Annotated in this window: 13 protein-coding genes; 11 read left to right on the top strand and 2 right to left on the bottom strand. The window is 53.1% G+C overall.

Translation table 11 applies throughout. The features are described from left to right. Nucleotides 1–227: helix-turn-helix domain-containing protein (locus tag AD948_RS17880; protein WP_156479053.1), on the bottom strand; the 227-nt coding region annotated here is incomplete at its 3' end. Between the two features lie 417 nt (nucleotides 228–644). Between AD948_RS17880 and AD948_RS14625 the strand changes: the two genes are divergently transcribed. The 9 genes from AD948_RS14625 to AD948_RS14665 all read left to right on the top strand — a co-directional run bounded on the left by AD948_RS14625 (nucleotide 645) and on the right by AD948_RS14665 (nucleotide 10485). Continuing rightward, nucleotides 645–3134, top strand: coding sequence for a TonB-dependent receptor domain-containing protein (locus AD948_RS14625; RefSeq protein WP_248846055.1), 2490 nt, complete (start codon nucleotides 645–647; stop codon nucleotides 3132–3134). A 46-nt stretch (nucleotides 3135–3180) separates the two neighbouring features. Further along, nucleotides 3181–5163 carry a flavin monoamine oxidase family protein gene (locus tag AD948_RS14630; RefSeq protein WP_061472510.1) on the top strand — a complete coding sequence of 661 codons (1983 nt, stop codon included), beginning with the start codon at nucleotides 3181–3183 and terminating at the stop codon, nucleotides 5161–5163. A 2-nt stretch (nucleotides 5164–5165) separates the two neighbouring features. Next, complete coding sequence (locus AD948_RS14635; protein ID WP_082782475.1) at nucleotides 5166–6545, top strand: amino acid permease; 1380 nt, start codon at nucleotides 5166–5168, stop codon at nucleotides 6543–6545. A 68-nt stretch (nucleotides 6546–6613) separates the two neighbouring features. Next, nucleotides 6614–7819 carry an amine dehydrogenase large subunit gene (locus AD948_RS14640; RefSeq protein WP_061472573.1) on the top strand — a complete coding sequence of 402 codons (1206 nt, stop codon included), beginning with the start codon at nucleotides 6614–6616 and terminating at the stop codon, nucleotides 7817–7819. A 2-nt stretch (nucleotides 7820–7821) separates the two neighbouring features. Next, complete coding sequence (locus tag AD948_RS14645) at nucleotides 7822–8340, top strand: MauE/DoxX family redox-associated membrane protein (RefSeq protein WP_061472511.1); 519 nt, start codon at nucleotides 7822–7824, stop codon at nucleotides 8338–8340. Further along, a complete protein-coding gene (locus tag AD948_RS14650) occupies nucleotides 8340–8933 on the top strand; it encodes a redoxin family protein (protein ID WP_061472512.1) in 594 nt (197 codons plus the stop codon). The genes AD948_RS14645 and AD948_RS14650 overlap by 1 nt, the downstream gene beginning before the upstream one ends. Beyond that, nucleotides 8920–9531 carry a methylamine dehydrogenase (amicyanin) small subunit gene (gene mauA, locus AD948_RS14655; protein WP_058988055.1) on the top strand — a complete coding sequence of 204 codons (612 nt, stop codon included), beginning with the start codon at nucleotides 8920–8922 and terminating at the stop codon, nucleotides 9529–9531. Before AD948_RS14650 ends, mauA begins: the two co-directional genes overlap by 14 nt. Further along, nucleotides 9528–10004 (top strand): c-type cytochrome, encoded by a 477-nt coding sequence (locus tag AD948_RS14660; protein ID WP_061472513.1) that lies wholly within the window; start codon nucleotides 9528–9530, stop codon nucleotides 10002–10004. Before mauA ends, AD948_RS14660 begins: the two co-directional genes overlap by 4 nt. Beyond that, nucleotides 9982–10485 carry a c-type cytochrome gene (locus AD948_RS14665; RefSeq protein WP_248846056.1) on the top strand — a complete coding sequence of 168 codons (504 nt, stop codon included), beginning with the start codon at nucleotides 9982–9984 and terminating at the stop codon, nucleotides 10483–10485. Before AD948_RS14660 ends, AD948_RS14665 begins: the two co-directional genes overlap by 23 nt. Here AD948_RS14665 and AD948_RS14670 read toward each other — a convergent pair. Further along, complete coding sequence (locus tag AD948_RS14670) at nucleotides 10482–11081, bottom strand: thioredoxin domain-containing protein (RefSeq protein WP_061472514.1); 600 nt, start codon at nucleotides 11079–11081, stop codon at nucleotides 10482–10484. The two genes, AD948_RS14665 and AD948_RS14670, sit on opposite strands and share 4 nt — an antisense overlap. 90 nt (nucleotides 11082–11171) lie before the next feature. On the opposite strand from AD948_RS14670, the gene AD948_RS14675 reads away from it, so the two are divergent. Further along, entirely contained in the window at nucleotides 11172–12605 is a 1434-nt protein-coding gene (locus tag AD948_RS14675; RefSeq protein ID WP_061472515.1) for an aldehyde dehydrogenase family protein, read from the top strand. Further along, nucleotides 12602–13876, top strand: coding sequence for an NAD(P)/FAD-dependent oxidoreductase (locus AD948_RS14680; protein WP_061472516.1), 1275 nt, complete (start codon nucleotides 12602–12604; stop codon nucleotides 13874–13876). Before AD948_RS14675 ends, AD948_RS14680 begins: the two co-directional genes overlap by 4 nt. Nucleotides 13877–13982 lie beyond the last annotated feature (106 nt).

The following is a 13982-nucleotide window of genomic DNA, read 5'->3' on the forward strand; positions in this document are numbered from 1 at the left end:
GGTGTTGCCAATGGCACAATTTCCCTTATCGAATCAAACGCGAAAAATTCCGACAAATTCATTGGAAGTGAGTTGACGATCTGGCGCAGTAGCCCGACCGAAGGGTTGATGGCGTTTGATTCGATAAGGGAAATTGTGCCATTGGCAACACCACAGCGCCTTGCCAGTTCACGCTGAGACAATCCCCTTTGCATGCGCAAGGCATAGAGCGTACCCCCAACATCCATGTTTCCCGCCTTTCCTGTCGTGTATATTTTTTAATCGTAATGAAAGACTCTGCCTGATGGCAAGGTGGCGGATGTGTGCAGATTTGCATCAAGGCTGACAAAATTCTGTTTGAAGTGTTTTTTATATTGAACACTCTGGAGCCCAATGGATGAGGGCTGCGGGGTGTAAAAAAGACAACAAAACTGTTGCGATTCAGCATTGTTATTTATATTATCATGAAAATGAAACGTTTTCTGGGAGTGATAAGGGGTAAGTTAAAGCGTCCAGCCTGTTTGGTATGTGTGTAATAGCATGCATGACGGGCGCTTTTGTGAGGAACTCGTGTGAGTTTCTTTCTTCATGACCTCGACTCTTTTGAACGCAAGTAGCGTTTTTAACCTTTGCCGCATCTGATATTCAAAGTGGAAGAAACACACGTGAGCAGAAAAACAAAATCAGCGGCTTTCACCGTTGCCTGCCGCAAACTGCCGTTGCGATGCGCTTTGTCATTCTCAACGTTGATACTTCCTGCACTGCTCTCTCCAGAGTCGGCAAAGGCTGCGCCAGATGATGTGGCTTCTCCCAAAACTCCCGTTAACCACCATGCGCCGCGTCCTACGCAAAGCCTGCATGTGGCTCCCGGTTCCCGGCATGCGGGCACACGGGCGCCAGCGCGTTCTCCGGCCAGAACCGTTCCTGCTGCGCGGCGCCATCAGGGCCCGGTGCAAGGGGGGAGTGAAGCCGTTGAAGTCAGTTCTCATCGCAGTGTTTCGCGTGGGGCGGATAACGTTGTTTCCAAAGCTGTCATGGAACAGTTTACGCCCGGCACTTCGGTGTTGAAATCGGCTGATCGTCTGCCGGGTGTCAGTTTCAGTTCTACAGACCCTCTTGGTATCGATTTGTGGGGGTCCAGCATTTATGTGCGTGGCTTCTTTATGGATCAGCTAGGCGTAACGCTGGATGGTATTCCGCTGAATGATCAGACTTATGAAAGCAATAACGGCCTGAATATCATCCAGGCTGCCATTTCTGATGATATTGACCGCAGCATTATCTCCGAAGGGCCGGGCGGTGTGGCTGTGCCCTCCACGTCCACGCTGGGCGGAACAATGCAGTTCGAGACCGGAGATCCCAAAGATCAACTGGGGGGTAAGGTTTCTCAGGGTTTTGGTAGCTATAGCTCCTTCCGTACCTATGCTCGCTTGGATAGTGGGAAGCTGAACAGCACGGGCACCAAGTTCATGACTGCCTATTCACGCTCGGATGAGGGGATGTGGGCCGGAGGCGGTTCTCAGTTCCAGCAGCAGGTGGATGCCAAGCTGGTGCAGCCCATTGGGCATGAAAGTGTCATGAAGGCTTTCTTCAACTGGAGTGATCTGGCGGAGTGGGGCTACTGGGATACTTCTTTGGCTATGTTGAATGGGCTTGGCTGGCGTACCCCGCACCTTTATCCCAATTACGCCAAAGCCTATAATTATGCGGCTGGAAATATTTCCCTGCCGACCACTGATGCCATTGAGGAGAATGGGGACGAACCGTACCTGTATGACGGTGGTCAGCATGAAACCAATTACACCGGGGGCCTGAATTTCGATCTTGCCCTGACAGACAGACTACGTTGGCGGTCCACTCTCTACGGTACCAGCCAGACAGGGTATTATACTTATGCCGATACCTCTACGCCTTCTGCTGATACAGAAGCACCATTTTCTGAGGAAGTCTGGCAGAACAGGCAGGAGCGTTATGGCTTTACCACGAGCTTCTTGTACAAAATCGCTAACCACAATATTGATGCTGGCGTATGGTATGAAAACAACAACCAGGAAGCAGGGTTGTTCTGGTACAATGAACCAACTCTAGGGGAAGGTTCTCCTCTTAAAACGGTTGGTCCGTACAACACATATGGTAAAGCGTTCCAGCAGGGCTACGGCTTTAACTGGAGAACAAACAATTTTGCCTTCCATCTACAGGATACGTGGCGTCCTATCGAAAATCTGCGCGTAACAGCGGGCTTTAAATCTGTTCTGGCAACCACAGCCGGAGGGGCGACTTACAACAATCCTGACTATACGGGGGTGGATGCTCTTCCCAACGGCAGCATGACAGCATCAAGTGCTTTTTTGCCGCATGTGGGGGCCAGCTATCATTTCCTCCAGCATCATGAATTCTATTTTGATCTGGCGGAAAACATGCGGACTTATCAGGTTCTACCAAATGGCGTAGGGAACTCCCCCTGGTCTGTGCAGGATCAGGATGCTTTCAGAAAACTTCAGCATAGCGTCTCGCCAGAAAAAGACTGGGTCTATGCTGTAGGGTATCGCTATACAGATAAACTGGTGCAAGCCAGCCTGGCCGGATACCATGCAGATGCCCGAAACCGGCTTCAGGCCGCAACGGAAGGCACTATTCTTGCTCCCGTTTCCACGGTTGTTCCCACAACAGTGCATACAAACGGGGTTGATGCCGCTGTTACGCTTACTCCTATCAAGGGATTGGCGATCTATAATAGTGTCAGCTACAACCATTCAACATATGGCGGAAATATTACAACTTCTGATGGTATATACTATACCAAGGGAAAGAAGATCGTAAACTTCCCGCAGTTTATGTATAAAGCCAATCTGTCTTACCGGTGGAAGGGGCTGGAAACACACTTTGACGTTCATTACTACTCAAAGCGTTACTACAGCTACGTGAATGATACCTCGGTGCCTGGTTACTGGCTGGCAAGCACTGGCGCACGCTACAATTTTGGGAAGGTTGGGTTTGCCAAAAACCTTTCTGTAGATTTCAATGTCTATAACCTGTTCAACTCGAAATATATTTCCATGATGGGGCAGAACGGTAACCCGATGTCCGGAGATTATCAGTCGCTTGAACGAGGGGCCGTTCGTGAATTCTTTGGGACGGTAAGCGCAGAATTCTAAACCGATTGTGAAGCCATCCCATCAGCAGAATAATGATAGGTCTGATATGCAGCACCGCATTACACGTCGCGATTTTGTTGGAGGGATGCTGGTTTCGACCACCCTGAGTGCTTTTGCCACTCTGCCATCAGCTTCCGCTCAGGCTTCTTCTTCTGATCACTTTGTGTCCCCGCCGTTACGTACAGGCATGCGGGGCAGTCATCCTGGCGCATTTGAAGCGGCCCACGCCCTGAGAGACGGCACTCTTCAGGAAAAAGAGATCAAAGACACGGGGGAAGTGTATGATCTTATTGTTGTCGGGGGAGGGCTCAGTGGGCTTTCAGCGGCACATTTTTTTCGGAAATATGCAGGTGCAGACAAAACTGTTCTGATTATAGAAAATCATGATGATTTTGGCGGGCACGCAAAAAGAAATCAGTTTTCCGTTAACGGACATGATCTGGTTCTGAATGGTGGAACGCTGGAAATAGAATCACCACAGCGATACAACCAGTGGGCATCCATGATCCTGTCTGACATAGGCGTGGATATAGAAGCCTATAAAAAAGAAAATACAAAGACAGGAAAAACGTACGAAGATATGGGCCTGCAAGCGGGCCTGTTTTTTAATCAGGAAGGCTGGCAACGCGATTATCTTATGCGCAAAAGCCAGAATCAGGCGGAAGATCACTGGCGTTTTGTGTCTGCCTCTGCCTTGAAAGCGGCACCACTTACGGACAAGGCGCGTGAAGATCTGATCAGGCTTGTGAACTCCAAACAGCCTGATTATCTGGCAGGAAAAAGCTTTTCTGAAAAAAAGAAGCTGCTCGCGACCAAATCTTACAAAGAGTATTTGCTGAATGTTGCCAACATAGATCCTGCGGCTGCTGCCATATTTCAGAAGGCCGCAGCCGGGGTGTTTTGCGTGGGTGCCGATGCATTGCCTGCTCTTTTTGCATGGGCAATGGGGTATCCTGGGTTTTCGGGGCTGGGGTTGGGCGAACTGCCTGAAGGTCTGCTGTCAGATTTACAGGGTGGCCAGCATGGCCGACAGAAAGATTCTGAAGAAACAGTGCATTTTCCGGATGGCAATGCAACGCTTGCACGTCTTTTGGTGGCGCATCTCGTGCCAGAGTCAACAAAGGCTCGCTCTCAGGATGATATGGGTCTTGCCAGCTTTGATTACACAAAGCTCGATCAACCGGGAAAACCTGTTCGCATCAGGTTAGGCACGCTAGCACTAAATGTTGCGCATGATGGTACGCCAGAAACTGCCGAGACAGTCTCGGTATTGTGTGCACCTGCAGGAGAAGAAGCGCCACGGCAAATCAGCAAGGTTCGGGGCAAGCAGGTTGTGCTGGCCTGCTGGAATATGATCATCCCTTATATGGTGCCCACTCTTCCTGCTGCGCAGAAAGAAGCTCTTGCGTGTGCAGTCAAAGGGCCGATCGCTTATGTTAATGTCGCGTTGAAAAATTGGCGGGCTTTCAAGAAACTGGGAGTTTCAGAAATTTCCTGTCCGGGGATGTTTTTTGAGGACGTGCAGCTTGCCGAGCCAGCCTCTCTGGGTGGGCTGAAAGCTCCCACGGACCCGGAAAAACCCATTGTGGTCCGTATGATCAAAACATTTGGCATGCCGGGCCTGTCTAAACGGGATCAGCATCGGGCTGGACGCAGTGTTTTGCTGGGTCTGACTTTTGAACAGTTTGAACATGAAATACGCCAGCAGTTGCAGCGTATTCTCGGCCCCGGTGGTTTTGATGCCGACCGCGATATTGCGGCCATTACGGTTAATCGCTGGCCGCATGGTTATGCCTACACCTATAATAGCCTGTATGATCCTCTGGACTGGGTTTTCACGGAAACGTCTGATCGGCCCTGCGTAAAAGCCCGGCAACCCTTTGGCCGTATTGCCATTGCAAATTCGGATGCCGGGGCCAGCCCTCATACAGATGCGGCATTTGAGCAGGCTCACCGTGCTGTTGTGGAACTGCTGGAGCGGCAGACTTTCCCGTTCGTCTCTGCTGCGCCGGGAGCGAGTACTCTGTGACCATGTTTGTTCCAGAGACTTCTCGCCACAAGGCGCATCGTTCTGAAAACCTCCCTGGCGCACCTCATGCGCCAGCACCCGCACTGGCCAAGAGTTTGCGTCCGCGGCACATCACCATGATTTCTCTTGGTGGTGTTATTGGGGCTGGGCTTTTCATCGGGTCTTCAGGTGCTATTCTGACGGCAGGGTCCAGTGTCCTGATCTCTTACGTTTTATCCGGGCTGATTGTTTTTCTGGTGAACATCATGCTGCGGGATATTGCGCTGCATGCACCCGGCCATGGATCTTTTGTAAACCAGATTCACTTTGCCTTGGGTCCTTTATCCGGATTTGTAGCCGGGTGGGTTTACTGGATTGTGTGGGTGACCACTCTTGGTGTGGAGGTCATTGCCTCAGCATCCCTTCTGGCACCGTATGTTCCGTTGCCTTACGCTTTGATCGAGATACTCATTCTTGCGGTGATGACAGCCATTAATCTGCTCTCTGTCAAAAACTATGGAGAGTTTGAATACTGGTTTGCCATGATCAAGGTTGCGGCAATTTGTTCCTTTGTTGTCATCGGCTGCCTGTTGCTGGGAAATCGCCCCGTACCCGTGGCACAGAATGTGTTCGGGCATGGCGGTTTGATGCCCATGGGTGTTTTTGCCTTTCTGGCAGCCATTCCAACAGTCCTGTTTTCCATGACAGGCAGTGAAATTGCGACCATAGCGGCCTTGGAATCTGATAATCCGGACCGAAATATCGCGCGTATCACCCGTACGGTAGCTCTGCGGCTTCTGGCATTTTATCTGACATCCATCGTGTTAATTCTGTGTTTGATACCATGGTCGGATAACATTCGGGGCTTTTCGCCTTTTTTGATGGTTTTGACCCGTTTTCATGTTCCTTATGCCAGCATGATCATGACCGGTGTGATCTTGTCGGCAACGCTTTCCACCCTGAATTCCGGGTTATACGCCACCTCTCGCGTTGTCTATGAGATGGCGTGCAAGGGGGACGCTCCCCGCGTTCTGCAAGCCATGTCTCCTCAGGCGCACCTTCCGCGCCGTGCTGTGCTTGCCAGTTCTGCTGTCGCACTTCTGATCTCTGCAACAGCCATATTCTCTCCGGGCGTCATGTTTGCTTTTCTGGTTGCCACAACCGGAACTTTCATTATGTTCTATAATGTAATGATTGTCTGCGCCCGTCTGCGTTTATACCGGTTGTCTGCCTGGAAAGGCTGGCTGGCCATCACTCTGCTGCTTGGGGTTCTGCTGTCCATGCTGATGACGCCGGAAACGCGGCATGAGCTGGCTGCCGGGTCAATCGCGCTGATTCTGATTACCGTCGGGGGCTGGATAAAACTTTATCGGAGTATCCATGCATCCGATGGTGGAGCATGACGTTTTTATTTTACCTGCGCAGCCTTGCTGTGTCTTCATCTGGCCTATCAGGCAAGGAGTTTGACTTTATGCACTGTTTCCCCGCTCTTCGCTCCGGTACTGCGGCTCTTGTGCTGGGCATGATGGCACTTGGTGCGTTCTCGGTCACTTCAGTCAAGGCATGGGCGGATGAACCTGTGGTGCAGGAGGAAGAAAGCGATATCATCAAGCTTTCTCCCGTTACCCCACATCGCATTCTTGTGCAGGACACCGTAGGCACCCATGCCAAGGATGGCCGGGTTTATGTTGTGGATGCGGATCAGGGCAAATTGCTGGGCATGGTCCAGGCCGCCTATAATGGCAACGTTGTGCAGGACCCCAAGGGTCGCGCATTTTACGTGGCGGAAACAGTATGGTCACGGGGTAACCGCGGAGACCGCCTTGATCTGCTGCCCGCTTATGACCCCCAGACACTCACCATCACCAATGATGAAGTTCTGCCGGGTAGAGCATTGGTTACGCCCAAAAAGAATAATCTTGCAATCAGTCAGGATGGCAGCCGCGTTTATATTTTTTCAATGGTGCCGACAAATGCGGTGCACGTCATTGACACAGCAGCCCACAAGGTAAGCCAGACGGTCGATTTGCCCGGGTGTGCTCTGGCCTACCCGTGGGGGAATGATGGGTTTACGTCTATCTGTGCCGATGGTGGTCTTGCCAATGTCAGCCTGAAGGATGGCAAGGCGAGCGTCACGCACACCAAACCATTCTTTGACCCTGAAAAAGATGCCGTTTTTGAACATAGCCCCACTCGTCGTTCAGATGGCAAAACGTGGTTTATCTCCTATAGCGGGCTGGTCTACCCCACGGCTCTTTCGACAGACAGCACGGTTGAGCCTGCCTGGTCCATTCAGGAAGCTGCGGGCATGAAAAAAGCCCCGGCTGCCGAAGCGCCTTTTGCCAAAACGTGGCGTCCCGGCGGCTGGCAGCTTTCTGCTCTGCATTATGCTAGCGGACATCTGTTTGTGCTGATGCATCAGGGAACATTCTGGACCCACAAAAAAGCGGGAACGGAAGTATGGGAGCTGGATACAGCCACGCATAAACTTGTCCGGCGTATTCCTCTGCATGCCCCGGCCACCATGGTAGGGGTGACACAGGATGATAAACCGCTTCTGTTTACCAATGATGATGAAGGTGACCTGTTTATCTGGGATATGAAAACCGGCAAGCAGATGAAAAAAATGCCGCATCTGGGTGATGATCTGTACTTTACGGTCGCGCTGGGTGAATGAGGATGCAAAGCCTTCCTTTACAGGTTCTGGGCGCGGTAGGGAGTGGCGCTTTTGGTGCGTTGTTCCTGTTCACCGGCATTGGAAAGGCTACGGATATTTCCCGTTTTGCGTCAGATATTGCCGCCTATCGTCTGCTACCGCTTGATGCTGCTTTTCCTGCGGCCTATGGCATTATTACTGTGGAAACAGCGTTGGGTGTCTGGCTTTTTTCAGGCTTTGCCGCGCTTCTTGCCGGTGTGATATCCGCGCTTCTTCTGCTGGTGTTCGCTACAGCCATGGGCATTAACGTTTGGCGCGGTCGTACACATCTTGCCTGTGGATGTATTCCCGGTATTGATGCCCGTCTTTCGTGGAACTCTGTTTTCCGCAATGCTGCTCTGGCGTTTCTGGTTTTTCTTGTTGGCCTTTGTGGCCAGCCGGGTTCTTTTTTCCTGTGCGTGGAAGGGCTGCTTGTTGGCGTTACCATGCTGCTTCTTTCAGTTGCCACGGTGTCTCTCCTGAAGCGTGAGGCGCGGATCTGATGATGACTGTTCTCATCGTTTCCACTGTGCTGTTAACGGTCTGTGTGCTTGCATTGGGTGTAGGGGTGTTTGTGCTGGCGCGTCAGATCGGGGTGTTGCATGAACGGCTGGCACCTATTGGCGTGCAGCCTGTTCTTGCCGGTTTGCAGGCCGGTCAGGCATTGCCTCAGATTACGGCGCGTACGCTGGACGGTACGGCTGTTTCTGTTGGCGGCCTCAATCCTTCCGGCCGCGCCATGGTGTTGATGTTTGCTTCGGCAGACTGCCCGGTTTGCAAGCGAACACTGCCTACCGCCCGGTCTGTGGCGAAGGAACACGATCTTGATCTGGTCCTGATAGGCGAGGGGGATGTTGCTGCTCTTTCCGCCATGGCCAGTCGTACTTCTCTGGATGGTGTGCCTTTGCTGCTCAGCACCGAGTTGCTGCTGCTCATGCAGATTGAACGTTTGCCCACATTGGTGGCGTTGGATGCCCGAGGCGTGATAACCGCGCGGGAAATTGCCAGCAGTCGCCGCGAAATTGAAGCTTTGGTTGCCACGCTGCCCCCGGTGCGTCAGGCCCTAACGGAGGAGTCTCTTCATGTCGCAGTCTGATGCATTTTCGCGCCACAAGGCGCGTTCAGAAAAAGAAGATACGGGCCGCAGTCTGCTTGACCGTGCGGTAGAGCGTCTGACGCGCCATGTTGCCAGCCGGAGTTCGCGCCGTAGTCTGCTTGGGCGGGCGGGAGCCTGGGTGACATTTGGCGCGCTGGTACCAACCTTGCCGGTTGAACGTGCTTCTGCCGCGACACCAGCCAAGCCTCAGCCAGCAAAGTTCAAGGCCCCCACACCGTTTGCAGCCAATGCGCAGACGAAAGACCCCACTGCCTGTAATTATTGGCGCTATTGCGCGATTGATGGGTTCCTGTGTGCGTCTTGCGGCGGCGGGGTTCATAGTTGTCCACCGGGCACAAGCCCGTCTCCAACCTCATGGATTGGCACCTGCTTCAACCCGGGAGATGGGCAGTCCTATCTGGTTGCTTATCGGGATTGCTGTGGGCAGGACGCGTGTAGCCAGCCCATGTGTCTTGGCAGTGAGGGAGATCAGCCCAGTTATCGCCCTCAGGCCAATAACGATATCATCTGGTGTTTCGGAACAGGTGCGTTAATTTACAACTGTTCCACGTCAGTCATTGTTGGGAACGCATCATGATAAAAAAAGGCTTATTTCTCTTTGCTGGTGCAGCCGCCTCCGTTCTGGGGGTAATGGCAGGATCAGCCCATGCAGCGTCTGACGGCGCTGCGGTCTATAATACTAATTGTTCAGTCTGCCATCAGGCGGCCGGAGCAGGGATGCCTGGCCAGTTTCCTGTTCTCAAAAACCGGATTGATAAAATTGCTTCCAGCCCGGAAGGGAAAACCTATCTGGCAGATGTGGTGTTGAATGGTCTTCATGGCCCCATTCAGGCGGGCGGTGTCACCTATGCGGGTTTCATGCCGTCCCTGAAAGCCTTGTCAGATGACGATATTGCTGCGGTGCTGACCTATGTGGCTTCCTTGAGCGACAGCAAACCCAGCCCGACCATTACGGCTGACGAGGTAAAAGCCGCCCGGGCGACCCCCAAGAAGAGTTCAGATATCCAGGCTGAACGGAACGCCTTGAATGCCGCGCATCCCATTCCATAAGATGGCAGCCGCTTGCAGATTTCTACCTGCAAAGGGAACAAAATGGCTGGCAGGGGCCGCGTTTGCGGCTCTGATGTGGGGGGGAAGTCCCTGTGTATCAGACGCTGCCCTGTTGGATCACGCGACCACAAACTATCTGACCCATTGCGGAGGGTGTCACGGAATTGAAGGGGCCTCTCCGCGCACCTTTGTCCCGCTATTGCGGGACCATGTCGGCACATTTGACTGCTCTGCTGAAGGCAGAGCCTATCTTGTGCGGGTGCCTGGTGTGTCCATGTCCCTTATTCGGGATGATCAGGAACTGGCGGATGTCATGAACTTTGTGCTGTTCCGGTTGGGGAGAAGCAGTACACCCGCAGCAGCCAAACCGTTTACTGCGCAAGAGGTTCATACGTTGCGGGCACAGCCCCTGACCACCACAGACCTGTTGAAGCTACGGGCAGAAGTTCTTTCTCGCGCTGCTGCGCAGTGCCCGCGTTAAGAGGGCGATAGCGCATGCGGGTTGGCTTCCAGAAAAGACTGAATGGAGGCATGGCCTGTTTCCGTTACGGCCAGCAAGCTTTCCAGATGCTCCCGGTTGTTGACCAGCCCCCGGGCTTCCACCGTGCCATCCGGGCCAAGCAGGACGGCAAATGGCACACGGTCTACACCCAGCAACCGGCCTACCGTTGCGCTATTGACCATCTGGTGCGCTGCAATGTGCAGGGTGTGCAAAGCCGCTTCCTGAGCCTGGGGCGTATCGTCACCCACAAAAAGCAGATCCAGATTTTCCCGGTAGCAGAAATCCTGCGTGATAGGAGCCATTTTCCGGGAAACGGGACAGTCGCCCGAAACAAACAGCAGAAGCTGTTTTTTGCCGTTCGTTCTTGGTCCGCCAATTACGCTCGTTTGGCCGCCCAATGTTGTCAGATGCTGCGCATCAAGCCTGTTTACGGCAGGCTGCGTGGGAGCCAGCGCGCCCAGAGGAGCGATTTTGCGATAAAGGGCTTTTATGCGTTCCAGCAACAGCAGGGTTACCGCCGTTGTCAGCAAAATCGCAATCCAGAGCATTCCCTGCGCGAGCATCAGAGCCGTCATGATCTGTCAGTCCTTGTCATTTATATGACTATCGCAACAAATTACCTGATGGTCGATACCAATCTTGTATAATAAGGAAAATTAACAATCATGTCCCATGCTTTGCAGTTTTATTATGATGGTCAATGGGTTGCGCCCCGCGGCATCCGCACTCTTGATGTTATTAACCCGGCTACTGAAAAAGCCTGCGCCACCATTGCCATGGGAAATGCGCAGGATGTGGACCGTGCAGTGGCTTCCGCGCGCAAAGCCTTTCCCGCATGGTCCGTCAGCACGCGGGAAGAGCGACTGGCCGTTCTGGAACGTATTCTGGTTGTTTATAAAAAACGCTCTGAGGATATGGCGCAGGCTATTTCTCAGGAAATGGGATCTCCCATCGCACGGGCGCGTGACAGTCAGACATGGGCCGGGATGGCTCATCTGGAGGAAATGATTTCCGCGCTCAAAACGTATGTGTTTGATGAACAGCGCGGCAATATGCTCATCACGCGGGAGCCAGTTGGGGTTGCTGGCCTGATTACACCCTGGAACTGGCCCATGAACCAGATCATGTGCAAGGTGGCGCCTGCGCTGGCGGCCGGCTGCACCCTGGTCATGAAGCCCAGCGAAGTTGCACCGCTCAGTGCACTGGTTTTTAGTGAAATCATAGAGGAAGCCGGTCTGCCCCCCGGTGTATACAACATGATTAACGGTGATGGGCCTGAAGTTGGTGAGGCCATTGCGCGCCATCCAGATGTCGATATGGTTTCTATTACCGGGTCAACGCGTGCGGGTGCTGCTGTTGCAAAACTGGCAGCCGATACAGTCAAACGTGTGCATCAGGAGCTTGGGGGGAAATCTCCCAACATCATTCTTCTGGATGCTGACTTTGAAGATGCTGTAAGACGAGGTGTTAAAGGTTGCTTTAGCAATTCCGGACAGTCCTGCGATGCCCCCACGCGGATGCTTGTACCGCGTGCCAAAATGGATCGTGCCATGGCCATTGCGAAAGAAACGGCAGACTCTTTCAAAATGGGGGATCCGGCAGATGAAACCACACAGCTTGGGCCGGTTGTCAGTGATGTCCAGTTTGGCCGCATTCAGGCGTTGATCGCAAAGGGCATCGAAGAAGGCGCTACTCTTGTCACTGGTGGTCTGGGCAAGCCGGAAGGTCTTGAAACAGGATATTACGTCAAGCCCACTGTCTTCGGAAATGTAGAGCCGGATATGACAATTTCACGAGAAGAGATCTTCGGCCCGGTTCTGTCTATTCTGGCATATGATGATGAAGAGCATGCCATTCAGATTGCCAATGATACGCCATATGGACTGGCCGCTTATGTTCAGTCGGGTGATCTGAAACATGCTCGGGCGGTTGCGCGTCGGTTAAGGGCCGGGAACGTAAATATCAATGGCGCAGACTGGACTGTTGCGGCTCCGTTTGGCGGTTACGGTCAGTCCGGCAATGGGCGCGAATGCAGTGAGTTTGGTCTGACAGACTTCCTGGAAATCAAAGCCATTCTTGGATACGGTGAAACAGCATGAAAACCGTGGCCAGTCTCTATGCCGCAGATGGCGGGGCTGGCCTCGCTTATCCTCCTCTTGATGGGCCAGTGCGTGCTGATGTTGCTATTGTTGGGGCAGGTCTGACAGGACTTTCCACAGCGCTTCATCTTGCTGAACAGGGCGCATCCGTCATTGTGCTGGAAGCGGAACAGCCCGGCTGGGGGGCTTCCGGACGGAACGGAGGGCAGGTTAACCCCGGTCTTAAGCCGCTTCCTGATGAGGTTGAGAAAGAGTTCGGCCCGGTTCATGGTCCAGCACTGGTTGACGCCGCGTGGAATGCGCCGAACCGCGTGTTTGAGCTTATTGAGCGCCATGCCATAGACTGCGCTGCGCAGCGTGGAGGGACACTCCGTGCGGCAACTGCTCCGGTGCAGATTGCCCCCTTGCGTGAACTGACACGACAATGTCTGGAACGTGGCTGGCCCGTGAAGTGGCTTGAGCCGGAAGAAATGCAAGCCCGAACAGGAACCTCTCTTTATTGTGGAGGGATGCTGGATATGCGGGGCGGTCAACTGGACCCGTTGGCTTATACTCGCGGATTGGCACGTGCAGCGACTCAAGTAGGCGCTACCATTTACGGTGCAACGCGCGTGGTCTCCTTTGCCCGGAAAGAAGGGGCATGGCATGTGCAGATAGGGGCAGGTAGCGTGGTTGCGCAACGGCTGGTATTCGCAACCAATGGCTATACGGACAAGGCATGGGATAAGCTTCGGCGGTCCGTGGTCCCTGTATTTAGCGGTATTGTCGCCAGTTCCCCGCTTTCGGATGCACTGGCCGAGCGTATTCTGTCTCAACATGAAGTTCTGTATGAACTGGGACAAATTACCACCTATTATCGGGTGGATGCTCATAAAAGACTGTTGATGGGCGGCCGGTCATATTCACATGATCTACAGGGAGCCTTGGCTTTTCCGTATCTGGTGCAACGTGCATTGTTTCTCTGGCCAGAGTTGCAGGATGTCGGCTGGACCCATGGCTGGAACGGGCAACTTGGTATAACGCTTGACCACTACCCCCATTGGCATGAGCCGGATGCGGGATTACTGGCATGCCTCGGTTACAATGGGCGGGGCGTTGCAATGGCGACCGTCATGGGGCAGCACCTCGCGAATTATCTTAGTGGAGCAGGCGTACCCCTTTTTCCTCCGTCTCCTATCAAACCAATAGCTGGCCATTTTGCATGGAAAGCAGGGGTTGCCGGACGTATTCTATGGGGCCGTCTTTCTGATCGGCTTGGTTTGCCTTTCTGAGTAAAATGCGGTGCTCTTTTGTCAGTTAAATGAGGAGGGATCGCAAAAATAGGAATAACTGGCAGGACGGTGTTGGTGCCGTGTGGCCATATTCTGTGCATAATGA

The sequence above is a fragment of the Acetobacter senegalensis genome (genome assembly GCF_001580995.1).
GTDB classification, from domain to species: domain Bacteria; phylum Pseudomonadota; class Alphaproteobacteria; order Acetobacterales; family Acetobacteraceae; genus Acetobacter; species Acetobacter senegalensis.